Annotated in this window: 34 protein-coding genes; 26 read left to right on the top strand and 8 right to left on the bottom strand. The window is 45.2% G+C overall.

Going from position 1 to position 25101, the window contains the following annotated elements; translation table 11 throughout:
- Position 1: 1 nt before the first annotated feature.
- The 5 genes from R7O12_RS10875 to R7O12_RS10895 all read right to left on the bottom strand — a co-directional run bounded on the left by R7O12_RS10875 (position 2) and on the right by R7O12_RS10895 (position 3489).
- Positions 2 to 478, bottom strand: coding sequence for a hypothetical protein (locus tag R7O12_RS10875; protein ID WP_318125827.1), 477 nt, complete (start codon positions 476 to 478; stop codon positions 2 to 4).
- Positions 475 to 1845 carry a type II and III secretion system protein family protein gene (locus R7O12_RS10880; protein ID WP_318125828.1) on the bottom strand — a complete coding sequence of 457 codons (1371 nt, stop codon included), beginning with the start codon at positions 1843 to 1845 and terminating at the stop codon, positions 475 to 477. Before R7O12_RS10880 ends, R7O12_RS10875 begins: the two co-directional genes overlap by 4 nt.
- Positions 1845 to 2669 (bottom strand): Flp pilus assembly protein CpaB, encoded by an 825-nt coding sequence (gene cpaB, locus R7O12_RS10885; RefSeq protein ID WP_318125829.1) that lies wholly within the window; start codon positions 2667 to 2669, stop codon positions 1845 to 1847. Before cpaB ends, R7O12_RS10880 begins: the two co-directional genes overlap by 1 nt.
- A 21-nt stretch (positions 2670 to 2690) precedes the next feature.
- Positions 2691 to 3128, bottom strand: coding sequence for a prepilin peptidase (locus tag R7O12_RS10890; RefSeq protein WP_318125830.1), 438 nt, complete (start codon positions 3126 to 3128; stop codon positions 2691 to 2693).
- Positions 3129 to 3270: 142 nt separating this feature from the next.
- Positions 3271 to 3489: a Flp family type IVb pilin gene (locus R7O12_RS10895; protein WP_318125831.1), complete on the bottom strand. Its 219-nt coding sequence runs from the start codon at positions 3487 to 3489 to the stop codon at positions 3271 to 3273.
- A 440-nt stretch (positions 3490 to 3929) separates the two neighbouring features.
- Between R7O12_RS10895 and R7O12_RS10900 the strand changes: the two genes are divergently transcribed.
- Positions 3930 to 4811, top strand: a complete 882-nt coding sequence (locus R7O12_RS10900; RefSeq protein ID WP_282137021.1) for a LysR family transcriptional regulator — start codon at positions 3930 to 3932, stop codon at positions 4809 to 4811.
- A 955-nt stretch (positions 4812 to 5766) separates the two neighbouring features.
- On the opposite strand, the gene R7O12_RS10910 is transcribed toward R7O12_RS10900, so the two are convergent.
- The 3 genes from R7O12_RS10910 to R7O12_RS10920 all read right to left on the bottom strand — a co-directional run bounded on the left by R7O12_RS10910 (position 5767) and on the right by R7O12_RS10920 (position 7453).
- Positions 5767 to 6300 carry a helix-turn-helix transcriptional regulator gene (locus tag R7O12_RS10910; RefSeq protein WP_213907418.1) on the bottom strand — a complete coding sequence of 178 codons (534 nt, stop codon included), beginning with the start codon at positions 6298 to 6300 and terminating at the stop codon, positions 5767 to 5769.
- A gap of 67 nt (positions 6301 to 6367) precedes the next feature.
- Complete coding sequence (locus R7O12_RS10915) at positions 6368 to 6652, bottom strand: hypothetical protein (RefSeq protein ID WP_213907419.1); 285 nt, start codon at positions 6650 to 6652, stop codon at positions 6368 to 6370.
- A 372-nt stretch (positions 6653 to 7024) separates the two neighbouring features.
- Positions 7025 to 7453, bottom strand: coding sequence for a hypothetical protein (locus R7O12_RS10920; protein WP_213907420.1), 429 nt, complete (start codon positions 7451 to 7453; stop codon positions 7025 to 7027).
- Positions 7454 to 7902: 449 nt separating this feature from the next.
- On the opposite strand from R7O12_RS10920, the gene R7O12_RS10925 reads away from it, so the two are divergent.
- The 25 genes from R7O12_RS10925 (at position 7903) to R7O12_RS11045 (ending at position 25081) form a co-directional block, all read left to right on the top strand.
- Positions 7903 to 8361 carry a hypothetical protein gene (locus R7O12_RS10925; protein WP_048626724.1) on the top strand — a complete coding sequence of 153 codons (459 nt, stop codon included), beginning with the start codon at positions 7903 to 7905 and terminating at the stop codon, positions 8359 to 8361.
- A gap of 16 nt (positions 8362 to 8377) precedes the next feature.
- On the top strand, positions 8378 to 8911 hold the full coding sequence (locus R7O12_RS10930) for a PadR family transcriptional regulator (protein ID WP_054866672.1): 534 nt from the start codon (positions 8378 to 8380) through the stop codon (positions 8909 to 8911).
- The gene (locus R7O12_RS10935) at positions 8908 to 9096 is read left to right on the top strand and encodes a hypothetical protein (RefSeq protein WP_213907421.1); all 189 of its coding nucleotides are present in this window, start codon (positions 8908 to 8910) and stop codon (positions 9094 to 9096) included. Before R7O12_RS10930 ends, R7O12_RS10935 begins: the two co-directional genes overlap by 4 nt.
- A gap of 144 nt (positions 9097 to 9240) precedes the next feature.
- Positions 9241 to 9906 (top strand): Ref family recombination enhancement nuclease, encoded by a 666-nt coding sequence (locus R7O12_RS10940; RefSeq protein ID WP_318074078.1) that lies wholly within the window; start codon positions 9241 to 9243, stop codon positions 9904 to 9906.
- Between the two features lie 97 nt (positions 9907 to 10003).
- Positions 10004 to 10636: a hypothetical protein gene (locus R7O12_RS10945; RefSeq protein ID WP_318125832.1), complete on the top strand. Its 633-nt coding sequence runs from the start codon at positions 10004 to 10006 to the stop codon at positions 10634 to 10636.
- Positions 10629 to 10952 (top strand): hypothetical protein, encoded by a 324-nt coding sequence (locus R7O12_RS10950; protein ID WP_213907424.1) that lies wholly within the window; start codon positions 10629 to 10631, stop codon positions 10950 to 10952. The genes R7O12_RS10945 and R7O12_RS10950 overlap by 8 nt, the downstream gene beginning before the upstream one ends.
- Positions 10953 to 10955: 3 nt before the next feature.
- Positions 10956 to 12107 (top strand): hypothetical protein, encoded by a 1152-nt coding sequence (locus tag R7O12_RS10955; RefSeq protein ID WP_318125833.1) that lies wholly within the window; start codon positions 10956 to 10958, stop codon positions 12105 to 12107.
- Positions 12104 to 12730: a hypothetical protein gene (locus R7O12_RS10960; protein WP_213907426.1), complete on the top strand. Its 627-nt coding sequence runs from the start codon at positions 12104 to 12106 to the stop codon at positions 12728 to 12730. Before R7O12_RS10955 ends, R7O12_RS10960 begins: the two co-directional genes overlap by 4 nt.
- Before the next feature lie 143 nt (positions 12731 to 12873).
- On the top strand, positions 12874 to 13119 hold the full coding sequence (locus R7O12_RS10965; protein ID WP_213907427.1) for a type II toxin-antitoxin system CcdA family antitoxin: 246 nt from the start codon (positions 12874 to 12876) through the stop codon (positions 13117 to 13119).
- Positions 13119 to 13436 carry a CcdB family protein gene (locus R7O12_RS10970; protein ID WP_213907428.1) on the top strand — a complete coding sequence of 106 codons (318 nt, stop codon included), beginning with the start codon at positions 13119 to 13121 and terminating at the stop codon, positions 13434 to 13436. Before R7O12_RS10965 ends, R7O12_RS10970 begins: the two co-directional genes overlap by 1 nt.
- 228 nt (positions 13437 to 13664) lie before the next feature.
- Positions 13665 to 14204: a hypothetical protein gene (locus R7O12_RS10975; RefSeq protein ID WP_213907460.1), complete on the top strand. Its 540-nt coding sequence runs from the start codon at positions 13665 to 13667 to the stop codon at positions 14202 to 14204.
- A gap of 2 nt (positions 14205 to 14206) precedes the next feature.
- The gene (locus tag R7O12_RS10980) at positions 14207 to 14968 is read left to right on the top strand and encodes a hypothetical protein (protein ID WP_213907461.1); all 762 of its coding nucleotides are present in this window, start codon (positions 14207 to 14209) and stop codon (positions 14966 to 14968) included.
- On the top strand, positions 14961 to 15938 hold the full coding sequence (locus R7O12_RS10985) for a hypothetical protein (protein ID WP_054579151.1): 978 nt from the start codon (positions 14961 to 14963) through the stop codon (positions 15936 to 15938). The genes R7O12_RS10980 and R7O12_RS10985 overlap by 8 nt, the downstream gene beginning before the upstream one ends.
- Positions 15935 to 16705: a hypothetical protein gene (locus R7O12_RS10990; protein WP_140203490.1), complete on the top strand. Its 771-nt coding sequence runs from the start codon at positions 15935 to 15937 to the stop codon at positions 16703 to 16705. The genes R7O12_RS10985 and R7O12_RS10990 overlap by 4 nt, the downstream gene beginning before the upstream one ends.
- Before the next feature lie 6 nt (positions 16706 to 16711).
- Positions 16712 to 16996 (top strand): PAAR domain-containing protein, encoded by a 285-nt coding sequence (locus R7O12_RS10995; RefSeq protein WP_042522745.1) that lies wholly within the window; start codon positions 16712 to 16714, stop codon positions 16994 to 16996.
- Between the two features lie 9 nt (positions 16997 to 17005).
- Positions 17006 to 17761, top strand: a complete 756-nt coding sequence (locus R7O12_RS11000; protein ID WP_213907462.1) for a hypothetical protein — start codon at positions 17006 to 17008, stop codon at positions 17759 to 17761.
- Between the two features lie 229 nt (positions 17762 to 17990).
- Complete coding sequence (locus R7O12_RS11005; RefSeq protein WP_155396901.1) at positions 17991 to 18152, top strand: hypothetical protein; 162 nt, start codon at positions 17991 to 17993, stop codon at positions 18150 to 18152.
- A 231-nt stretch (positions 18153 to 18383) separates the two neighbouring features.
- The gene (locus R7O12_RS11010; RefSeq protein WP_213868179.1) at positions 18384 to 18935 is read left to right on the top strand and encodes an N-acetylmuramoyl-L-alanine amidase; all 552 of its coding nucleotides are present in this window, start codon (positions 18384 to 18386) and stop codon (positions 18933 to 18935) included.
- Positions 18936 to 18937: 2 nt separating this feature from the next.
- Positions 18938 to 19285: a hypothetical protein gene (locus R7O12_RS11015; protein ID WP_213907463.1), complete on the top strand. Its 348-nt coding sequence runs from the start codon at positions 18938 to 18940 to the stop codon at positions 19283 to 19285.
- 281 nt (positions 19286 to 19566) lie between these two features.
- Entirely contained in the window at positions 19567 to 21216 is a 1650-nt protein-coding gene (locus R7O12_RS11020; protein ID WP_318074075.1) for a hypothetical protein, read from the top strand.
- 46 nt (positions 21217 to 21262) lie between these two features.
- Positions 21263 to 21679, top strand: a complete 417-nt coding sequence (locus tag R7O12_RS11025) for a DNA-directed RNA polymerase subunit alpha C-terminal domain-containing protein (RefSeq protein WP_318125834.1) — start codon at positions 21263 to 21265, stop codon at positions 21677 to 21679.
- Between the two features lie 7 nt (positions 21680 to 21686).
- Positions 21687 to 23261, top strand: coding sequence for a hypothetical protein (locus R7O12_RS11030; RefSeq protein ID WP_213907466.1), 1575 nt, complete (start codon positions 21687 to 21689; stop codon positions 23259 to 23261).
- 22 nt (positions 23262 to 23283) lie between these two features.
- Complete coding sequence (locus R7O12_RS11035; protein ID WP_169629042.1) at positions 23284 to 23952, top strand: hypothetical protein; 669 nt, start codon at positions 23284 to 23286, stop codon at positions 23950 to 23952.
- A 9-nt stretch (positions 23953 to 23961) separates the two neighbouring features.
- The gene (locus R7O12_RS11040; protein ID WP_169629043.1) at positions 23962 to 24570 is read left to right on the top strand and encodes a hypothetical protein; all 609 of its coding nucleotides are present in this window, start codon (positions 23962 to 23964) and stop codon (positions 24568 to 24570) included.
- Positions 24571 to 24583: 13 nt separating this feature from the next.
- On the top strand, positions 24584 to 25081 hold the full coding sequence (locus R7O12_RS11045) for a baseplate protein (protein ID WP_169629044.1): 498 nt from the start codon (positions 24584 to 24586) through the stop codon (positions 25079 to 25081).
- Positions 25082 to 25101: the final 20 nt, after the last annotated feature.

Consider the following 25101-nt stretch of genomic DNA (forward strand, 5'->3'; position numbering starts at 1 on the left):
ATTATTCTCCTACTAATCTAGACTTGTAGGACACTTGTTTAAGACGCATCGATTCAACAAAACAGTCTGGTTCACCTAACTGAACTTGAATCTGTGCAGGCGAGCATTGCTGGGTTTGCAAACGCGTTAACGTCACTTGGATATTCAGATCACTTGATAAAGCTGGCGTATAACGATATTCCACTCTTTGCGGGGCAATAATGTGTGACGGATACTGCTCAAATGTCTTCTTTAACATCGTTTTACTGCGCGCGGATTTGTAATCGATCACGTAAGTGGCTTCTTTATCCATCGATTCGATTTTTTGAATCAGTTGCTTAATCTGCTTTTCTGTTTCTGCACGATTCTTTACTGCAAACTCAAAGTTATGATGCTCTTTATACACCACGGCTTCAGCGCCATTTCCGCCAAAATATCGCTCTGTTGCGCAACCAAAGAGTGACGATGTCAATAAAGCAATAAGTACTAGCTTCTTCATTGAATAAACCCTCCTTCAGATAGCAAACGAATCGTCGCATCCGATGACCTGTCAGAATTATCGTCAGAATCAATATTCAACCAACGCGCTAACGTTGAGGTTTTCTTGATGTGTGGAAGCTGAATATCTCTCGGTTTGATTGGTTCCACGAGGTTTACTGTTGCCACGATGATCAACTCAGTTCGCTTTCTTTCTGTCGTTGCTTTACGAAATGCAGCACCAAGTACAGGAATGTCGCCAATGAAAGGAATCTTTTGCATTTTCTCTAAATCAGCACTGCTCATTAATCCGCCAAGGATAAAGCTATCTCCGTCTGCCAGTTCAACAGTTGTCATTGCACGTCGTGACGACAACTGTGGCACTTTAATGCCTGCAGCTTCGACATAACTTTCTATTTCGCTTACTTCTGGAGCTAGCTGCATTCGGATTTTGTCTTGACTAAGTACTTTCGCTGTAAGGTCGAGCTTAATACCAAACTCTCTAAACGAAATATTCACGTTGTTGTTGTTCGACACGATGACGGGCACTTCGCCACCGACAAGGAAGCTCGCCGATTCACCGGAAAGTACCGTCAGGTTTGGCTCCGCCAAGACTTCCGCAACCTGATCGTCACCCAATGCAGTGATCACGGTACTTAGGTTTGCCGCATCAAATTGGTCAAATACGAACTCACCCGCTTTAGAACCAATAGAACTCCAGTCGACTCCAACTGTTTTACTAAAAGATTCATTAACTTGAGCGACTGATATTTTGACATTCACCTGTTGTGTCTTTGCAACCTTAATGCGTTCAATTATACCTTTCCAAGTCATATTGCGAGCGAAAACCATGCTCTCTGACTCTTCATAATCTGAATAATCAGAATTAAACTCCAGCTTTTCGACTTTCTTCCACTTCTCGGTTTTTTCTCGTCCGAGTAAGGTTGCCACCATGCGATAAATGTCATCACGAGTTTCTTCAGAATCAACAACACCACTAACTGCGACTTGCTCACCCACCGATTGAACCTTGACTTTTGCATCAGGAAAATGGAACTTGAGTTGACGTCTGACGTCGCTTAGATCCAAATCAACGATGATGCGGTCAGAAAGCAACACATCATCGTCTGTTCCATAGACAATCAAACGAGACTGACCAATGCCATTGGCAAAAACCACTAACATATTGTCATTAATAATTTTGTAGTCGGCGATATCAGGGTTACTGATAAATACCTTTCCAATCGGCATCTTTAATTGAATGTGCTGACCGTCATTAAGTGTGATAGATCGGTCAGCAGCAAAAGTGTTTGTTATAGAAAGCAAGCTAATCAAAAGAGATGCAAAGGATACGCGCAGTACTTGCTTAATTCGATGGTGTATCATCATCACAAAGCCTCTCTAGGATTATTAATATTACCGCGTAACTCTTCAATTCCGGTATAATTGTCGATAACATTGCGTACTTCCGCGTATTCTGGCTGCGTATAAGTTTGGCTTCGATAAATCTCGATATGCATAATTCGTTGAGCCAACGCTAACTTCGCCAACTCATCTGGCTTCACTTCGATAACTACCGTCGTCATACCGTCTTCTTTATTTGGTGTTCGAGCGGTAATGTTGCTGTTTTCACCCTCGCCATCACCAATATTGAGCACTTTGACATGTTTTAGGAACATGGACGCTTTTACACCTCGAAAGCGCTTCGGCTTATCCATATTTACAGCGAGGTTAGCGTTTGGAGAGCTCACGGTAAGAATATCGATATATGAGCCAGGACGAATGTAATCTTTGATTAAGTTCTCATCATTCACTTTTAGTGGATACAAGGTCATGCCTTCCGTTACCAGTAGATCGATATACCCTGGTTGACCGGGAGAAACTTGGTACTCTGGTAACACAACATCGCCTGGATTTAGGCTTCGGTTCAATAAAACGGATGGTGAAAAACTGATTTGTGCGTCTTCTCTGACGCCAAGCGTTAATGCTTCATTATGCGGGAGCTGTTGTTTGATAACTCCTTGTGCACTAATCGCATGTCCTTTTTCATAAGCTTCGGTTGTCATCCATACAGCAACATGCTGTTCATCTTTGTTATCGACCACCCCAGCTACAGCTTCGGGTTGAGGTTGACTTTTGAACAAGTCGACAACGCCAAGCGCGCCTACGATCAAGGCAACAATAGCAACAAGTAAAACCAGTCGAGATCTCATAATGTGCCCATTCTTGGAGGTTTAAATATGTGGCGTGTTTTGAGTTAAAATTATTAAATAAAATCCAACACTAATTGCTATCCCATACGGAATGCCTTCTTGGCTACTCGACGTGTTGCTTATTAATTTTCTAGTAATCGAATAAATAATCGCTAAAAAACCACCAGCAAACGCCGTCATAATATAGGCCAATGGTAGGTCATTGAGAGGGATTGTCAGTGACAACACTGAGGCATATTTAATATCACCAGCTCCAATCCAAATCAGAGCATAAAGTATTAACCCTATCCCTAGCACCAGCAAAAAGGTTGTAATCTGAAGATCCAATGGTGAAAGAAAAATCTGCAACAAGAGGAGTAAAAGCAAAGCGTTATTTTGTATTTTACGATGAAGAGAATCGGTAATAGATACATACAAACACGCGATTGCCAATACTAATAAATATAATTCATGACTCAAAATTAAGACTCTTGCCTGAATTTATCGAGATTAGCTTCAAATAACATTTATTAGATATTCCAAATCAACTGAGCCAGACCAATGAAAACATAGGTCTGGCACAAATATCTAGCGATATTATCTGCGTTAACCAGTAAAGTAATTACTCGCTCGCCGCATCGCTCGCCGTATCGATAGCAGTCGCAACTTGAGCGAATGCACCTTCTAGCTTGCCGATGAAACCGTCAGCACCTACTGCTGTAGTTACTAATACAGCCATTGCAACAGCAATTAGACCGTATTCGATTGCAGTTACACCGCGCTCGTCATTTTTAAACTTTGATAAGAAAAGGCTTGTTTGTACGTACAGTTTAGTAATCATTTTTGTATCCTATAGGGTTAAATTTCCTTCAAATTATAGTTCACATCTAACAAGCAATAGAAATTAGGTGTTATCGATAAAATCGATAACACTTCGAGGAGGGTATCAAAAATGAAACACATTAAGATCATGAAAATAAAAAAGGTTTTTAATTACAAATAGTTATGTTGTTATTTATGTGAATTACATTAAATGTGAATCTTTTTTATTGACAAATAAGTGTGACCTCCGTCACGACAAAGTTACTTGCAAGCCCCTAAAATACGTTAACAAGAATAATTATTATTTTGTGTAAAAATTTTATTTGTTAGAAGGGAAAACATCATTTTAGAGTTGCTTATAAGTTACAAATAGTATTGAAATTCGACTCTAATCACGATACTTTTTTTTATAGAAAAATATAAAATCAATTTTATTGATTATAAATGGTTGATGAATTAATGAAGCTAAGTTTTGAAAATATTGTTTCGTTTGTTGCTGTAGTTGAAGAGGGCTCATTTAGTTCTGCTGCTCGAAAAATTGGCAAATCCCAGTCTACAGTTAGCACTGCTGTTCAGAACCTTGAATCAGACTTGGGGTTCAATTTATTTAATAGGAACCATTCGAAAATCTGGTTGACTGAAAAAGGAAAACGATTATTTCATCTGTCAGCACCTGTCGCCTCAAAATATAGAGAGCTGATAACAACAGTAAAGCAAATGAATATTTCAGAACAAATTATATATCGCGTTGGAATTGATCCATTAGTATTTAATAGCGAGGTTAAAAGAACCTTGTTGAATTTTTCTGAAGCATTTCCAAATGTCGAGTTATTAGTTGTTACTAAGCCAAGTTTTATATTAGGAAACTATATTAGAGAGGGAAAAATAGATCTTGCGTTGGGAAATCCTTATCACAAGACAGGGAACGAATTTAATATTGATGAATTGTTTCATGTCAATTGTTGGTGGGTAGCCCACGAAGCCGTAACTCACCTTAAAGGAGGGCTACCCCAACGAGTTTTATTGATGGATGGCTGTGAAGAGTTGCTAAATCTATCAATTATAGCCGCACATAATTTGTGGAGATTAGATGATTTAGGAATTATTCTTGAGCTATGTCAGGCCCAAAAAGGCATTGCCTTTTTACCCGAATTCCTCATTGAAGATAGCACAAAAGTGAATAAGCTAAAAATTGTGAGTGGGCACCCCGAACTTGTGGGAAAAAGAGTAATTGCAGCCCTTTTCTGGTCAATACACTCTGACTTTAACTTGTTCAATCAGTGGATCAAAGGGGAGCTACAAACTAGTTTTATAAGTAAAAAATGTTTGTTGCAGAATTGAAAAAATAAAACTATATATAGGCCCAGAGCCTATCCTAAAGAGATTGATTCCAAACAATGAGGCCACAAGAAAAATGCAGCATGGCCTCGTATTATTTTTCCCAACAGACAAGTAACCTACGATAGCGGTTTAACCAGCTATGGGCTTTCTCCAGAGCCTAACGATGAGCTTTAAAGTCATCAGATTGTTTCAGCTCTTGGCCTCCCCTGCCCAATGCTGGACACGGGTTATGTAGGTCACTCGCCTGTATAACGGTTATCTTTTCACGTGATACACCTGAGGTTCAAGTTGATCTGATATTGGCTAAAACCTTTAACTGACAAAAATTTAATCTTCTTTTTATTGACTTTAGTGCATACTAAGTTCAAACACTGTTGCACTCGTACTTAAAGGTTTCGCACACAAAACACCAGGATTTTACAGGTACCACCAATAATAAGTTGCTGTTTTTAGTCTATTTAAAATAATAATTGTTGATAAAGCATGAGGTAGTTTAGCCAAATCAAATTGGACAGATTCCGAACAGACTGTTAGATAGACAGCTCGGCCAAACCGAACACTGGAATAGATCGTTTAGTATCGCTCATAAAAACGTATCCACCAGCATAGTAGGTTGTTTTTCATATACTCCTATATGCCTACCCTACTGGCTGCGTCCTAGCAGGCACATTGTGACCTGACATTTGCATATGACTATTTCCTAAGATCGTTCGTTTCTCACCATGGAACATCAGCCTTTACTATTTTGCTATTTTGCTATTTTGCTACAAAACTACATGACATTTATAATTCTATAACGTTTGCTCTAAGCTCTTTTCGTCCCCATTTTGCCCCCTTTCAACTCTTAACTAAATCTTAAAGTTGCCAGACTAGGGGCTCAATCCAAAAAAGCCACCACCATAGTACCGGTAACAACCTCGAGATCTAACTTGTCTATGGAGTTATTATTCTACTGCTAAAGGATTGCGGCTAGTCGTGATACGTGTTCTAGCTCGCCCTTCTCTAGCTTTAACGCTATGTTCAGTTGTGCAGTGATCTTGGCGTTGTCTGCAATGCCTTTTTCAACCAAGCCTCTGCTTTCAAGCCATTGTGCAATCTCACTCCAATCGTATAAAGGAACTTTACCTTGCACTCGTAAGTAAGGTGTTGGGAATATGCCATCACCTCGTTCGCCTTTGCTAAATTTAGATAAAGCTGAGCGTGTTAATTGGGATAATTCCGCTGTATCTGATAGCCCTACATATTGGCCAGCATCGACGCTTTTCACGGTTAATCCATCTACTGAGTTTACTGGCTTAATAGCACTTACTACCGCTTCCTCGTATGAGTTAGCCTCACGGTCAAAATCAACGACTAGAACATTTCCTTTTGAAGAAACAGTGCAATCCTCGGCTCCAGCCTCGAAAAGCATGTCGGCATATTTAAAGATTAACTCCCTTGATGCTTGTACGTCGCTAGATGCTACTAGCGCAAATTCATACTCTCTCATGATTAACTCCATGCTTATTGTCTTAGGTATAAACTATCTATCTCTCTGAACAAAGTCGCTAGCCACACTAATGGCGACCTTTATTAACAAGAATGACCGTCAACGGCCTCTCTGATTTTTTAGCATGGTTGGTTGAGTTCCTAGGGCTGCCGAAGATAGCAATGTGACATTTAACTTCTTTATGTTTTCCGTCCAAATCACTTGTGCAGTATAGGTATGCGACCTTATGGCCATTTCCCTCTTTAAGCTGGTCAGTGGCAACGCCATCGCTAGTCTCTTGGCCTAGGTTGAATGCGATTAGAAGTTGGCTATCGCTTCGATGTTCTACGCCATCATCGCGTCTAAACGTCATTCAATAGAGCTTAAAATGTCCCGTAATACCATTACCTTAAAACGCGCCTTAGTAACCGTTGTCACCTCGGCAGGAATAAAGAACGTGCCTAATGTTCGAGTACTCCAAACGGAATTAACCTTAACGGTACGTCTGATATAAACCACATCGCCTTTGTTTCGTTGCTTGTGGAACTAGAACAATTGCTGTTGTTCACCGCTGCTTTCTTGCCATACCAAAGGGTGTAGTTGTTTCTATCACCGCTGGCATGAACTCCGTTGGCGTTCATCTTGTAAACCGTGTTTAAGACAACGCCATGTATCCTGGCAAACTCCGAATTGCTTCGGAAATTTGCCTTAATAAATTCGTCCAATGGGTAGATCGTCAGCATCGTTAAAACTGTTCTGCGTACTGCTTTGTCATCTTCAGAAGGTGGCTAATATTGCGTAGCTGTTGATCGTGGGTTTCTTGCGTTTGGTCATCGTCCAAAATCAATGACTGGATGGTGACATCCCAATCAATGCCCTTTTTTTCAATCAAGTAAACCGCATCAGCTAGATAGGTTAAAAATTGATATTGAGAATCAATCTCCGTGTAGCTTTCTTTTGCTTTGTAAGTAATCTCATCAAAATAAGCAGAGAGTGAACCCCAAAACTTAACACTGCTACTTGCTGTCGTTTTCATCTCATAAAGATGGCCGACACGTAGTTTGCTGTCAGTGAAAAGTCGTTTTAGCTGGTGGGCGTATGTACCTCTCTGCATTAGCACCATATCAGGGCTAATTAGTGGATTAGTGCTGCAAAATCCGTGAATTAGATTCATTTCTTAAACGGCTCCGACTGTTTGCTTGTGGCGTAATCTAATCCCATTTTTGGATTATGGCAATAACCTTTCATTCCGAACGCGAAAATTAATATCAATATGTATTTTTTTGATATCAAGAGGTAAATTAGCTATTGCATATCTTAATTTTGATGTGATAGTCTCACACACCATTCCGAACACGCTTAATCATTTGTAGAAAATGACCATAAAAACGTTCAATACCAGCAAAGGCACTATTGCCCTGTCTAACCACGGAGCAACAGTATCGATGGCCATTAGCCGCAACGCTGGCGCGGTAGCGAACGTGTGTGTGAGTTGGGTGTTAGGGAGTGCAGATGAGGCGAAAGCCTTTATTGAGGGCGCAGACGAAAAAGCGATACGAAATGAAATGCCTCGCTTTTCCATGTGTGCAGATGTGGTTAAACAACTAGACAAGGCACTGGCCAATGGCAATTCCAAAAAACCAGTTGAGCCTACTCATAGAGCTTATGGAAGCTCTACCGCTAGATGGAACGGTCTACGAAATGCCACTACAAGTAGAGTTTATCCCGCACGATGAAATCTACATCGGCTATTTCGATACGACCGTCATTGACCGCATGCAAGGGCTAGGAATTATCACGTTACTTGGGGTGCATGATGATGAGCGACAAGCTATCAAACTCAATGAGCGTGACGATTTTCTAGCAAGCTGGTCGGCGGGAGTGAGTGAGGCTCGCAACGGCTCAGATCTGCATTATGCAGACTACAACAACAACCAATATGCGTTTACTGCCGGATACGAGCACTGGCACAACCGCAACAAAAAGGCGTTAAAGGGAAGACTTACGCATTACTCAACAAGTAGAGAGTATCTCTGTCATGGATTTATTGACGAGGATACGGGTGAAATTTGGCATCAATAACAAAAGGTAACTAACTATGACTTTGGGTAATCTACTTCTAGCAATTCTTGAACAGAGAACACAAACAGGCTATGACCTAACAAACCGAACTATGCCTGAATCTGGCGCATGGCAAGCTAGCCACCAGCAAGTGTACCGCGAACTCGGTCGCATGACCGAAAAGGGTTTAGTGTCACACGAAATTGAAGCGCAAGACGGTAAGCCAGACCGCAAGAATTACAGCTTAACTCAAGATGGCGAGCGTGTTCTTAACCTTTTACGCAACGAATCTACATGCGATGACCTGTCTATCATTCGTAGTCCTGCATCGGTGATGCTGGAAATCGGCAGCGAGACTTACTTCAAGTCGTACATTGAAAAACTCAATCAAGAAATCACTCAACTTAAAGAGAAGCTGAACGCGCACCAGAAAGAGAAAGGCGTGTTCTGTGACAACTTCACACTGCATGTAGAGCGCGACATTGATATGCGCAAAGCAGAGCTTAAGTTTGCCGAACGCTCACTGTCTATGATCACTTCCTCAAACATTGCTACGGAGAATGCTGCGTGAAACCTCGCAAAGCCGTTTATCTTTTAGTTGGCTCGCCAGCGCTTAAACGAGCCAAAGAGTGTTTAACTCGAAATCAGCCTTGGGACTGCGAGGGCAAGCTCATGAAGATCGTCAGTTTGGGGCAACGGATGCGTAACGATGACGGCAAGCCATGCCATCGGGTTTTGATTGAGAGTTACTTTTGATAGGTACAAAAAAACCGCGAATAAACGCGGTTTTTTTGCGGCTGGCCTTAGCAAACAGTTCGAATCAGCAAATTCGAGTTACCAGCCTTTTCATGTTCCACCAGCAAATGTGAAACAAGAGCAAACAAATAGTAGGTGTTTTTAATGGCTTTGACAATAGCAGAGAAACTTCAAAGACGACGAGAGAAGCAAAAACAATCAATGGAACGGGCGCGCGCAAAGCAAATCGCCAAGATGAATGACCCCGAGGAACGGGAGAAGCGCTTCAAAAAGCAATTACAGCAACAAGAACGTCAGCGCCAACGACAAATCGAGCGCTTAAATGATCCCGAATACCAGAAAAAGCAGCGTGACAAACAACAACAGCGTATCGAGCGCCAAAAAGCGAAGCCGGTAGCGAAGAAACCGACCAAAAAGATCGGCAGTAAGGGATTGAAAGGTCGAACGCCTACGGCAGAGGAAAAGCGCATTATGGATGCCATTGGTCGCTTACCGTGTATTGCGTGTTGGTTGCATGGCCGAGAGAATCCGGTGATTTCCTTGCATCATGTGTTTGGTCGTGTTGGAGAACGGGCGCATGCGTATGTATTACCCTTGTGTTGTTATCACCACGACACGCTACTGGAAGCGGATAAGCGCGCTCAGTATCCCGATATGATACCTATCCACGCAAAAGGGAAATACGGCGGCAAAGCGCAATGGAAGATCCACAACGGTACAGAGACAGAGCTGTTATTTAAGGTCTATAAGCTGGCGGGATTGCCACTTGAACTGCTCGAAAACATTTACCCACAACATTCCGAACATTAATTAATATAAAAACTATTAACAGGGCTATAAAGCCTAGTTAATGGTGTTAAACTGACCAAGACTCCCCATCTTAAAAAGCGCGCTTAGAGGTCACAACATGGCACGAACGCGCATAGCTGTACTTACTCTATCATCTGGCCAGCCACGACTTATGCTTGCTGGTGTAGATGATGGTCAACTCCATATCATCGAATGCCAACAATTAGAGCGCTCATTGATGAGCCTTAAGCTGACTTTGCCCGAGAAGTTAGAAAAGCTCAAAAAAGGCGGTTTTATTGTGCTGGTGGACGAGGTTACGCCCTACTTTTCGAAGTATGGGCGCGCCGTTCGCCTGTCCGAACTGGACGCAAAAGGCAGACCGATCATTGTGTCGGCAATGGAAGCCTATAACTATCTCACATCCCTAAACGCTATCACTTACCCGCCTAACGCTGGTGGCCGCTTCGAAGTGTCGCCATCCATCGTGGAAGAAGTACGGGGAACCGATGGTAAGCCAACGTACAACATCGACTGGTCAGAACTGCGCCCTGACACCTACGCGCTCATGTTTGTGGTCTATGCAGCCACACAAGACAGTATTGGCGACACGCTAACGCTTAAGAGTTTGTTTGACCTGTTACGCAAACCTAAGAAAGAGCCAGAAATGGCCTCGCGCGCAATGGGACTGTTTAAGGCTAAAACGGGGCTAATCGCAGACGGTAAGTATCGAGTGGGAGGCGATGATGAGTAAGTTATCCCGCCTCTCAGCAGAGCACATCGAGGACGATATTCTACGGGCGCATTTCTTTGCCATCGTCATGGAATACGTCAACCGTTCGGGCAATACCGATCTCTTTGAGTACACCATTCGACTTGATGAGGTTTATCGTGCGGATCTCGTCTCTTACAGAGCTTACGCCACGGTTGAGCTTGATTGGTTGGTTAGTCTGGTCTGTGACGTAGACGACCCAATGAATCCGCTACCTGTTGGCGAAACCATCAAACTGCCACCAGCATCTTGGGTGCGTCGTTCCATGCGTCAATTCATGGACGAAATGGGACTGTAACTTATGCCGAAGAAGTTTGAAGCGGAGAAACGGGATAACGGCTCATTTGCCAGCCTTGGCCTCAATGAAAAGCAGTTCAACCAGCTATTCAACAAGATTGAACAGGCGCAAAAGAGAAATCGCCGTAATGCCAAGCGAACGCTGACCGCCTCAACGCTGGCCAAGCCAACTAATAAGGCATTAAAAGCGCTAGGCGAAAAGGCGAAAGGGCAACGGTTTACCAAAGAAGATCTGATCAAGTTCGACAAGGCTCGCCAGCGACACAAAGAGGTCTATGACAGCAAGACAGCGGGCATCACCTACGCCTTTTTGGTGAAGAACTCGCGTCAAATCGACGTAGACCGTGCAAACAACCGTGTCGATGACGGTACAGGCATTCACAAGGCCACGTTGATCGGTATTAAGAACAATATCGCGCTTATTCGTGTCCGAGCATCAAGCGTATCGAAGCACGAAGAGCATCGAGTAAAGGTGCGTTTTGAGCAGTGGGATGAGCTACTACACGAACCGCCTAATGGGGATTACAACCAAGCGGTGCAATTGGCGTGTGCTGGCCGTATTTCCTTTGATTGCGACTGTGGCCGTCACCAGTATTGGTATCGATACTTGGCCACTATGGGTAACTACTGCATAGCGCCGCCTAAAGAGTTTGCTTTCCCGAAAGTCCGAAACCCTGAATTGTCCGGTGTGGCATGTAAACATGTTCTCAAGGCGGCAACCATGCTGCAATCGCTGGCATGGCAACGCATCTTGGCCAACCAAATGAAACAGCAAGCGCGCCGTGTTGGTTTTGGCTCAGATAACAAAACGTACTTGCTCAACGAGAACGAGAAGAAAGCTGCCGCACGGAACCGTAAAACGGTGGTGGATAAGGCCGCCGCTACGCGCGAACACGCGAAGTATCTACGCGCTCAGAAAGCAATGGAAAAACAGATCGCCAAACAGAAACGGGAAAGCGAAACCATCAAGCGCCAAGCGCGCAAACTGCGTAAGGAGTCCAACGAGAAGAAAGGTTATATCGATATGATTAAGGTCGGCTTCCAGAACTTCCATGACGGCTACAAGCTGCAAGGGAAAACTACGAGTGAAGCACTGACCGATTTCGCAAAATTGATGAACGTAACACCAAGCAGATTAGAGAGAATCATCAAGTGAGTGACGTAGTTAAACCTGTAGTAAGAAAGGTTCGATACCAAGGCCATGAGCCCTTTAATCGCGTTTTAAGGGAAGATTGGATTAAGGCTATCAAACTATCACCTGATCACTTTGAAGCGTCCCTGTATCGCCCTGTTGAGCCAGAATCGGCACCAACGGATGATAACTACCAAAACGAATCAGTGTTAGAGCTAGAAACCAACCAAGATACGCTCACTTATAGCGATCCAGAGCTGGTGGCTTTGTTGGATTGTCCAGATGAGCAAGAGAACTTTTTCATGATGGATGATGGCGACGAAAACCTTGGCGAGTCCTTAGAGCCGCTAATGCTGCGTATTGCTTCGCACCATGTTCCTATCGGTAGTGTACTGGAATGGGATGAAGAAACCGCCGAGGGATTACGAACCGTGTGGTGGTACGTACATAAGGCCGTTGGCTATGGTACGGCGAACGTGGGCGTGATTTATGTCTGCATACCAATGCGTGACTTTAACCAGCCACCAGCGAACTTACCGGAATTACCGGATAGTTCGATTGAACCAGAACCTAAGCCAGAACCGGAGGAAGATTTCTTACCAGAACCGGAAGAAAACTTACAAGACGGTGAAGTGATCGAGCTTTAACGTTAACATCAGCCCTATTCCAACCCATCCTTAAAGCGCCGCTTCAATCAAGCAGTGGGCTTGACCCCATCTTAAACGCCTTGTTATGTGCTTGCACTGTGCCTATAATTTATGCGCACATACAATACGCATAGGTTACAGTCATGAGAAACGCATATAGTACGCAAGCACCAAAGAAAGCTACAAACTTAAGCTTAAATAGTGAGTTACTTGCCGAGGCTAAACGCTTAAATATTAACCTTTCAGCAACAATGGAAAAGGCACTTGAGAAAGAAGTGAATCAACGCCTGAAAGCTGAATGGTTAGAGCAAAATGCTGATGCCATTAATGCTTGCAACGAGCTAACTGAAAACCACGGACTATTTTCTGATTCTTACCGAGTATTCTAATGCCACAATTTTCGCTATACAAAAACAACGATAAAAGCACTTCAACCGCATATCCATACTTTGTTGACGTTCAAAGTGAACTGCTTGATACATTGAACACTCGATTAGTTATTCCGCTAACGCCTACTGAGTTGTTAGAGAAAAAAGCGCCCAGTCATCTATGTCCCGTAATCCATATTGATGAAGGTGATTTCGTAATTCTGACTCATCAAATGGCAAGTGTACCAACCAAAATTCTAAGCGAGCCTGTAAATGATTTAAGCACTTTTAGAGACGAGATCATCTCTGCTATCGACTTTCTGATTACTGGCATATAACGTCCTGTTAAGGTGTGAGCAACGCATTACCGAATGCCGCCGCATGCACCTTAAACATCAAACGCAACGCAATTGGCTTGAGAGTTCACAAGATTTATTTGATGCGCATTACATTTATATGCGCCGTTTTGATTATTTAGGGTCAATGGCGTCGAGGTGTATAATTTGCGTTCATATTAGCCCTAGTCCACCCCATCCTTAAAGCGCCGCTCCAATTTTGGAGTGTGCATGACATTACAGACTAGCCGAAAGCAAGTGCCAGCCAGTGCAAAGCGCCTTAGCAGACTTGCGCCTAACTGGTCATACGCGAACAACATTCTTAGCTTTGGTTGCGGTAAGTTTCCCGACCTAACAGAAGAATGTCTTACTAACTGCCACAAGCAGAGCATGACGGTCACTCACTTTGACCCGAGTTCAAAAGCCAAAGGCGTAGTAAACAATATTGCCGAAATTGACAGTTCAAAACGCCGTTTTTGCGTCATGTTGTGCGCGAACGTGCTTAACATGCACAAAGATCTCGATGCAGCGATCGCAGACATGGCCAAGATTGATTTTGATTGCGCGGTCATTCAAATCTATGAGGGCAACCGATCCGGTAAAGGCCGTAAAACGCGAGACGGCTACCAACGCAATGAGCCAGTATCGGCTTACCTCCCTATCCTAACGAGCAACTTCCACAAGTTCGATGTGACCTTACACCGAAGCGATAAGTGCATCACTATCGTAAAAGGCCGTAAGTATTACGAGCTGGACGATTTGGAGGACTAATCATGCAACTGGATGAGACGTTCTTTGAAATCCCATGCGATGTAGTGACATTCGATGGCAAGGTAGAACACACAGAGCTAACCGACATTGACCGTGCGGTAGCTGCCTTTTTCCAGAACGTGCTTGATTCCTTAGTTGTGACTGACACTAAACGGCGAGAGAACAGTGAGTTTTCTCGCTTTGTTGGCCGTGATAAGTCGAGACAGATTTACTACGGCAACTTTAACGATCCAGTGTCATTCCTATCTAAGTTAACGGCAAAGTTGGGCGACAAGGTCAAAGCAAACCGTAATGAGCTTTTACCTGTTTGCTACATCACGCGCGATCCGGTGATTGGGTTTGTTGATGGCGCGGAGTACGTCGATATTGCTGACTATGGCGAACTGGCCAATGAACAAGGCCAGCCTTATGCCGTGATTAATAAGTCCTTTGTCGCGCTTACCTATCGCATTAATGCCCTAGCTTGGAACCAGTCTACCCTTAGCCGCCTAGCGCTAGGTTTAATGGTTTGGCTACGTCATACCAAGGGCAAGCGTAAGCATGTATTCAGAGCGAAAACCATGCTCGCGGGTACTGAAATGGAAATCAGCATCGAGATACGTGGCCGTAAAGATGCGATGACCGAACCCGCCGAAGTAGACCATGAAAATACTCGCCTGTTTGCTTCCTCAATCTCTTTTGAAGTGATTGCAGAGGTTTATGAGGCCGAGTCGATCGCTGTCCGTCAGGGTGCGATTGGTGTGGGAGGTCGAGTCATTGAGTAACAAAGAATACTTTCTCGCCCAAAAAGTTGTCACCAACGAAAATGACATCCCTATCGAGCACATTCATTCGTTTACCTACATTGAGTGTGCTTCGATGGACGGCAACAAGCTGGTTATGGAAATCATGGATCAGGCTGCCGTTTATCGGGATGACTACGGGATTAAGCGCGGTTCAGAGATCGAGGTCACGATGGCCGATGTGAACGAGCGAGGCGATCAGGTTTGGATTGAAAAATTCATTGTGGCCAAGTCCACCAGTGCTGACGGTATGCTTACCGTTCAAGCATTCCAAAAGGATGCGCACCTACTTAAAGAGCCAGTCACAACGCCTCGATTCTTTGTTGAAATGCAGCCTAAAGACATTCTGGCCGAGCTGTTACCCGAGCTAAAAATCGAATGTGACAGCTTTGAGCGTGGCGCTACATACCATTTAAATGCTGGTGGTACTAAGTCTCGCTTAATTCGAACAATGGCCAGAGATTACGGCTCAGTGGCGTTTATCTGCCGTGGTGTTATGCACTTTAAGTCGCTCAAGAATATGGATATGAGCGAGCAATTCAAGCTGGAACAGTCGAATCCAGAGGAAGCAGAGCACAGCATTGCAAACTACTCCATTATCGGAGAGGAAGCCCTGTTTGAGCGCGTTCTTAACCGTAACTATGCCTCTTGGGATACCGTCGAGGGCTTCCAAGGTGGCCAACGTTCGGGCGCGATGGTCATGGTCAGCGTTCCACAAGCCAAGGCGCTGAATAATCAACACATGGCCATCATCCCTATTTTGGATGTGGAACTTACCGGAAATACTGCCTTTACGCCTCTTTCGGTGTGCTCAGTGCTATTCCATAAACGGCTACCTGCTACCGAGCTGGATGAGTCCATGCCAGAGAAACAAATCATGAACCGTGTCGCCCATTGCCAACGTGGGAACCGGTATCAGTGTCGTATCGAGTTGGGAGTCAGAAACCTATGAGCGATTCGTCAGAGAACAGAACACGCACCAACGTCACTAACCGCTTGTTTGGTAGCTATCAGGCCGAAGTGGTAAATACCGTCCATCCGAAAGGCTTGTACATGGTATCCGTTCGCTTGCTTGGTTATTGGGATGCAATCCCCGATAAGGATTTACCTTTTGCCGAGTTTCTACTGCCATTAGGTGCAAAACCGAGTGGTGGCCATGCAGTGCCAGTGGAAAAAGGGGATCTGGTTTGGGTGGATTTTCCTCGAAATGGCGATACCCGTTATCCCCGTATTACCGGATCGCTTTACTACGCGCCTAACTATGAGTCGTACCTACCAAGCGAGGTGAACGGAGAAGCCTATCAGCCTAAACGAGCCGATGGAGAACCCGAGCCACCAGCCTATGACCGCAAAGATGCGCTCTTTGTGCGATTTGGTTTGCGCGAGCTCATCACGCATCAAGGCGGCTACTCAGTAACGCATACCCAAAGCGGTACGGCCATTGAAATTACGCCAGATGGCCAATGTGTTATTCACGTCGAGGGCAATGCGTTTCGCAGCTCAACAGGGAACACATTGGAGCAAATCGGAGGCGCACTGACTATCAAAGTGAAAGGCGATGCGAACATCGAAGCGGGTGGTAATGCAACCGTAAAAGCCTCCGGTAAAGCCAACCTAGAGGGCAATGAAGTGACCATTAAAGCGAGTGGTAACGTCAATATCGATGCTGGTGGCCAGTTCGCTGTTAAGGCTGCCGCAGCTCCATTTACATTAGGGTAATGCACTATGCCAGCCGTAGGAATTGTAGGGAGTGTGGATAGTGGTCATGGTGGCTTTAGTCCAGGTGTTTTTGTTTCTGGCCAGCCACTACTGACCGTGAATGGAATCAATGTATTAGGTACGGGTGATATATCCGTCATGCACGTAAAACCAGATAACCCGCCGCACGTAGGCGTTATTACTGGTAGTTCAAAACTTACTGTTAATGGCGTTCCGGTCGCCGTGGTAGGCGATGCCCTTGGGTGTGGCGCTACGCTGGTAAACGGTAACGACTTGATGACGATTGATTGAGGCAATTTGATGTTAGACACACAAGAGCAAATCGAACAGTTTCGCCAGTTTTTAGACGTAGGCGGCCTTAAGGAAGCGGAGAACCTTACCCGAGGCAAATCCCTTAAGGTGAAGTGTGAAAGCTTGTCAGGGAAGCTATCAGGCTGCGTGAGCGAGGATATTGAGGACTACCAAGGCGCATCGCAGTTAGTGGTAACGCTTAAGGGTTTGAATGACTCAGTGAGCGCAACGGTGGCCACGTTAACGCAATGGAATGAGCACCTAGTGTTGATCACCGATCCAACCGACCTCGAACAAGTGTCTATTGGTGTGAACGTCAAACACAAGGTTGATGGTACAGAGGACAACGTGCCCGCTCCGAGTATCTTGCCAATTACCAGCAAGGAAGAACTGAAAGCGCTTGAGGCAGTGATCAATGGTCTTTCTGGCCATGTGGATGCTGCCGTATCTCTTATGGCGCAAATCAATACTGCATTAACGCCACCAACAAGCGGCAGTGAGTCAGATAACGGTGCAACCTTACCGCCACCAGACTTGCCGCCGGAACTAGAAAGCCAAGCGAATGCGCTAAACGAGATCATGGCTCCCCTTGCTGGTGGCGTGACCAGCTCAAGCGCGGTGATTGACGCAATGATCATTGCGTCGAAAGAGGAACGCACCTTAGCGTTAGGCTACTTCACTAAGGCGATTTCATTTACCATTTGTAGCAACCAGACGAAAAAAACGAGCATCAAAGACGCGACAGCAGAGGTATTTAGACTGTAGAATGTTTTTTGTGCTAACCCCTTTCCTATTCGCACTATAAAAAGACAAAATGAGTTATTCAGTTTATTTAAACGCATATGAACTATGCGGATTAATGTCGCTTATCATCGTACTAGCAATTAACCTATTTAGAGCTCGAAACGAGCTTAAATCCACCAAGGCGCGACTATCCTTTGTGATACGCAAAAGCCTCAGTGTTGAGGGAGAATACATGTACGATGGGTGCAGAATGAACGTGATATTTGATGCGGTGCGATACAGCGGAAATCAGTTTTACTTGATGCGTAAAGATCAGGTGATGGCCAGCTTCCACGTAGAACCCTATCGAGTTAATCCTGTTCTTGATTACTTCAAATCAAACAAGATAGAGCCCGTTCAAAACCGACCATAATCCAAGTAAAGCCAGCGTTCGTGCTGGTTTTTTTTCTAAATTGCAGGCAAAAAAAGCCGCGAGGTAAGTGTTCGCGGCGCAAGAAGCTATTACAAAGGTGAAAAATGAAGTTTCAACGTTAGTTGACACCAGTCGATTGGGATGTCGACCTGGAAAATAAATATACTCCCCACTCCGAACACAGTCAACCCCTAAGCGCATATTAGTTAAGCTAAGTTTTGGAATTTATAAATGAAAAAAGTCTGTATTGTTGTTGGCCACAGCTTTAAAGATGGCGGCGCTTACAACGAAACATTCGGAATGAATGAATATGATTATAATCATCCCCTAGCCAGCTTATTGGCCGCCGAGCTACATAAGCGAGACATTCTTCCAGTAATCATGTATCGAGACACCTACTCACGGATGATCGGTGATGTGAACGAATCGGGCGCTGACTATGCCATCGAGTTACATTGTAACAGCGTGGCCAATAAGTCAGTTCAAGGTTCAGAGACATTGCATTGGCATAAGTCGGACAAGAGTCAAGCACTTGCTCAGCGCCTACAAAAAGCGGTGGCTGGACTTATCGGACAGCGTGATCGTGGCCTTAAGCCTATCTCGAACACTGGTACTGATACTCGCGGTTGGCGTTTCTTGATGAAAACCAAAATGCCAGCCGTGATTTTGGAGCCGTTCTTTTTGTCTAACGACGAGTCGTTACAAAAGGGATTGGAACTGCGCGAAAAGCTAGCCGTAGCACTGGCAGAAGCGTTCGCAGAACACATTAAAGAGAGCAACTAATAATGGGACTAGCCAAAGTGTTTACAAGTAGTCTATTTAAGAGCGCCACCAGCGAGAAAGTAGGTGGCATTATCCACGAACTCACCGAGTTTGGTGATCGTGTGTTTACCAGTGACGAAGAACGCAAAGAGTTTGCCTACAAACTGGCAGAGCTTGAAGCGGCCAGCTCTAACACATTGGTACGTACTGGACGCGCCGCTATGATGTGGAGCATCGCGCTGGTGGTCGTTTATCAACTCATTGTTCGTGACTTTTTGGCCGTTTTCTATGGGGTTGAGCTTCCAAGCTTAGAGACTGACACACAAGAGCTACTAAGCAACGTGTTCGGCTTTTTGGCAGGAACCCTATAACAACTGAAAATTTTTTAAATTTTTTTTAGATGCCCTTTCCTATCCCCTTTTCTCTCAACAAAAACACACGTTCAACGACATAGAAACCCCCTTTCGTTACCATTCCCATAAAAGCGCACAAAAAGAAATAAATTCATTATATAACAATAAGTTAAACGAGATTTTACCCCTATTTTTTTCGAAATAAATCTTAATTACTATCCGAAATTGAGCGAATTTTTACCGCTTCTCAGCGCTTAACCATTCCGAACACAATCAATTAATAATTAAGGTTTATTTACATGGCAGATAAACGTTCTAACTTCAACAAACGCATTGAGGCGATTCATTTAGGCGCTCAAGCAATGCGTAATCTGTGCATCGAATCCCAATTCGATTCACAAACAGGCATGTTTCTAACTGACGACAATTCTCGTGGCGCGGCTATTTTGTCAGCCATTGCGAATGAGCCTATGTTCGAGTCAGTGTCTCAAGAAACAGCGGTTGGCATCGTATCAGGTATGCAGTCTGCGGTGCGTGAATACGAAAAGACTTACGGCCACCTACCTAGCGACGAGCTAATGGCATCTGCTCACACAACTATGCGTAACATGATGACACTAGACGGCGCGAAGCGTGACGGCTCAACAGGCGCAATGATGCTTGAGTCTATCGGTCAATCTCTATCAACATCTGAGGGTGTCGAAATTCGTGCGAAGATGGTTGGCCTAGTGCTTCCTGTTCTTCTTGAGACAGCAACACTTGACGCTGTAACCATGATCCCAGCGGGTGCGAACGAAGTTGAGATCTTCAAAGTTTACCGCCGCACTGGCTCAAACTTTGGTGACTTCGCAGCGGGTACTGAAATCGACCAAGCAACGGTTGGCCAATACTCATCTATGCGTCAGCGTTACAAGTTTGTCGATGAACAGCAACCAGACGGCACTAAGACAACTCATGTGTTTGACTCTAAGACTGACCTAAAACACACCAAGTTTGAGATCCCATTCACTAAGACATCTGTTTCCCTATTTATTAACCATAAACGTGTGGCTCGCGACCTAGACAGCAACGGTAGTCAAATAATGACAGGTACTCACAACGGTATGGTTATTAACTGTCAGATAGACCATGCAAAGGGCAAAGTTACCGTCACTCCAACATCAGCCCTACCAGCAGGGACCGTTCTGCACATCGAGTTCGAAGTAGACATTGAAAGACGCCCTGACCTTATCCCAACGATCGACCATGATATGGACTCTCGTATACTGCGCCCACGTCAAAACGCAATCGCAGCAGACGCGACTATTCAAGCGATGTTCGCAATGCAACGCGAGTTTGGCCAAGATCTGAAATCGCTTCAAATGAGCCATATGCGCAACACATTGGCATCAGAGAAGTCTACTCGCCACCTAGTAGATATGGACTTTGCTTGTACACGCGAGGAAACATTCAATATCTACGTAGCGGCTGGTGAAGATTGGCGTCTACATCGTGAACGTCTAAACGAAGTTCTTCTAAACGTTTCTACGAAGATCCTACAAGCGACTCGCACAACTGGCATGACAGGTATCTTTGCTGGTACTGGCGCGTCAACAATCCTTAAGTCACTAGGTGCTCCATATTTCGTAGCTCCGGCTAACTACCAACAGAAAAACGCTATCCACTACGCAGGTAGATTGTTCGGCATGTGGAAAGTGTTCGAGTGTCCAGTAGTTATCGGTACGAACGACATGCTTTGTTACGGTCGCGGTTCTTCTCACTCAGAAGCGGGTTACGTAGCGGGTGATGCGATCGCAGCAACCATGTACACACATCCAATCGGCAAAGGTCTAGTAGCGTCTAACACGCTATACGAATTGGCCTACGGCGAGATCCATCCATTCGACGGTGAGAACTACTTCTACCGTGTGAAACTTATCGACGAAGCTCCTGTAGCAGCAGCGGCATAAGGCAAGTAAGTGGCAGTCTTACGGGCTGCCGCTCTTGGGGGATTCGATGAAAGAAACGATCGTTTTAATCACCAACCACACACCAAAGGAAATCACGGTACAAGGTCGCGTCATGCCACCACTGGCTAAAGATTTTCCTCTCTCAGTTTTCAACGTGAACCGCTTCAAACACGAAGTGGAAGCGGCCTATCCAAACGGCCTTGTTTCGGTTCGCCTTGAGCCAACGGTTCTACCAGAAGTTCAAACGAAACCAGACACAGCCACCAGCGACAAAGGCACAGCGCTATCAGCACTTGAGCTAAGCGCGAGCGTTGAAAAAGCACTGACTAACCACGGTGTAGCGACGGTTGAGCAACTAACCGAAATGACGAAAGAAAACGTGATTGCGGTGAAAGGTATTGCTCAAGCGGGTTTGCAAGAAATTGTCAGCCAGCTTGCAGCACAGAATCTAACGCTGAAATAGACAGAGAATGAGTAAGATTGAATTTTCAATGGATAACGTCTCACAAGTTGCGGTTGCGCCAATTAACGCTGACTCGACAACTAAGCAAGGCACTGACTCTAATCAGCTAGTGTTTGGCGGTGTGATTGTGTCTCAAAAAGGTAAGCCGTTCGAAGTGATTCCGGTAACGGCGGCTAACTTCCTAGACAAACTAGGTAAACCTTACCACTCAAGCCTTGGCAAATTGGCTGACGGCATGCGCGTCCTTGATGAAGCATTGCGCGGCGGTAATGGCCTTGTGGTTCGTGTCGTACCAAAAACGGCAACCTATCCAGCTATCAAGCTAACCAAACCAGCAGACGAAGTGACGATCACTAACGAAGCGATCAACTACTCGGCTGACCTGACACTTGAAGATGGCGAATTTTTAGCGATCGCTATCAAAGACGGTGCTCAATCCGATAACCGCTCTATCACGCTTGCGAAAGCAGACGAAGCGACTTACGGCACTGGCATGTTCACTCTAATCCTAGAGGAAGAACAAGCGGCTGGTGGCTCTGTAGTGCTAGAAGAATGGGTTGTATCCCTAGAGCCTACAGCAGTAGACCAAATGGGTAGCGCTGCGTTTATCGAGACTGTTCTTGAAGAACGTTCGCAGTACCTAACTTGTCGCATCGATGCAGAAACAGCGAAACGCGAAGTTACTGCAATTGCGAAAACAAAATTCACTGGCGCGACCAACGGCAATATTAGCGAAATTACGGCTGACGACTACCAGAAAGCAGTGAAAGCACTACGCACTACCGTTTACAGCTTTAACTACGTTTGTGGTTTGGGCTGCTACGACACTGCGGTAATCACTGACCTTGCGCAAATCTGTAAAGACAAACGCATTTCTGGCTACTTCGATGTTGATCCTCGCCTAACGCACGAAGCGGCATTGGAGTTCAAAAAAGGTCTGAACTTCAACAACCATCGCGCTTCATTCGTGCATATCCCTTACCAAGCGAAGTGTCGTTTCTACGGCAACATGGCGGTATGGGGCGGCTCGGGTATCGGCTTTGCAGCTAAAGCGCTTGGCGTTGCTAAGACCTCTCCGGTCGGCGGTTGGCACTACACACCAGCGGGTGTTGAACGTGCTGTTATCCAACGTACTGGCCTAAAACCAATCCAAGGTGCTGGCGAGCCTAACTACCAAGAAATGTACAAGGCACGTCTAAACAAACTAGGCACAGACGAAAACGGCAACCTGTTCATTGATGACTCTCTAACGTCATCTGCGGCTGAAAACTACCTACGTTTTGAGCAAGTCGTGTCTATTGCTGACGCTATCTCACGCGACTTCTACGCATTAGGTAATCGCCTAAAACACCAACCTGACGGTGCAACGCTTGAGGGTCTAACTGACGGTATGGCCAGCATCCTTGAAGGCTATGAAGCCGTTGGTGCGCTAGTGACACCTCGTAATCCAGCACAAGACGGCGAGAACGCTTGGACGTTGGAAGTTAAGCAAGTGGAAATCGACTACTGGAAAGTCACTTGGTCGTTCTGTCCAACTGGCTCTGCGCGTCGAATCCTTGGTGAACCTGTACTAATCCGTTAATCAACATAAGAGCAAGAATAGAATGAAATCAATGTTTTCTGAGGGTTCTGTTCTTGCTCGCCCATTTGTGATGCCACAAGTGGCCGAGCAGGAACAAACTGAAACTGCATTTTTTGAGTCTGTCACAGAAGGTCAACTTCTTGAGTCCATCAATCGTGCATCAACCATCATGGCTCGCCAAGACGCAGCAGCGGCTTGTGTTCAGTGGGTTAACGGTGGTGAAAGCTCAATCGACAACCTAGACGCAATGCTATTTGGCATGGCTGGTGGCGATGACGATACCGAGCTAACCGATGGCCAAGCAGCACTATACGAATCGCTACAGGAAGCGGCTAGCGAGTTCATTGCTCAAGTTGGCCAGCCGAAAGAGGGCGACATGCTAGAAGCACTGGAAGATCCAGAAGCAGCAGATCGCATTTTTGAATCTCTAGAACGTGGCCTAGACAGCGTGGACTCAGACGAAGCGATCGCAGAGTTCGCCGTTCGTGAATCCATGATGCTTGAAGCGCTTAAGAAAGTGATCCGTGATGGCAAGGTAACTTATATCAAAACGAATCGCCGTAAGCGCCGTATGAGTGCAGCACAAAAAGCAGCACTTAAGAAAGCGCGCGCGAAAGCTCACAGCTCATCGGCTAAAGCAGCTCGCAAAAAGGCTAACCGCATGCGCGATTCTCGCGGTATGGACAAGTAAGGATAAGCAATGGCTGTAATTGTCGGCGTACCTAATGATGATGGCGTGTCTATCCACAATAAATGCGCCATTACACAAGTCATAGGCGGTCAAGAAATTACGGTCATTGGTTACATGACTGATGAGTGTCAGCTTGCCTTTAGAGCGATATGGGAAGCGCCGTTTGAGGGCGATTCCGTGGGTAACATTAACGCCCTAGATAAAACGTCCTCAATCGCGCAAACCGTGTCGGATAAGACGAGTAAAACACTATGGAACAGTCAGCAAGTTTGGCAAGGCAACGAACCGCCAGAGATAACCGTAACGCTTAAATTTGTCGCGTTCACCAATGCCAAAATAGAGGTTAATGATCCCATTAAATACTTGGCTCAGATGATAAGTCCAGAGCTGCAAAATACTGTTCCAGTCAGTTCCGATGGCCTTGGTGGCCGTGTTCCAAGTGATGCGAGATTCAAGATTGGCAAAGCGCTCAATCTACCTATGCGAATTAGCGAGGTGAGTTATGACATTAACGCACCTAAGACGCGAGACGGGAATTTCGCTTACAACACGGTAACTATTACCGCCGCTCCTAAGCAAATGATTAATCAGTCACAGATTCCTAACCACTTCCAATAGAATAGGTGTAATTATGGCCGGAGCATTTAACGCAAAAGGCGATATGAATTTCTTGAAACAGAAATTCACTAAGAACGTCCAAGCTGGCGAAAAGATGATGGGTACAGAGTTCGAGATGAAAATCGAAGAATACCCAAATATCAGCGTTTTGGTTCGTTCAACTCAGTTTCCTGCAATGGGACGTGCAGACGTAGAAGATTTTGGTCAAATGGGCTTGGGCTACATCCAAAATGGTGCGCTTGAGAACAAAGGCGAAATCGCGGTGACGTGTGTAGAAACTATCACTGGTACAGTGCTAGATATGCTACGTGAGATCGTTCGTGAAAAGAAAATGGTCACGGTCGTTATCGAGTCTACGCCAGAATCGACTAAAGGTAAGGGCGCTAAGTCGCATCGATTCCGCTTAGAGCACGTAAAAGTGCGCTCAGACGTGATCGACCTATCAACAGAAGATACAGCAGCACTTGTTAAGCCAGCTATCACACTGCAATACAACTGGGTAGATTTCTAATCGCCAACCTGTCCTATTCT

Source organism: Vibrio sp. Vb1574 (assembly GCF_033338675.1).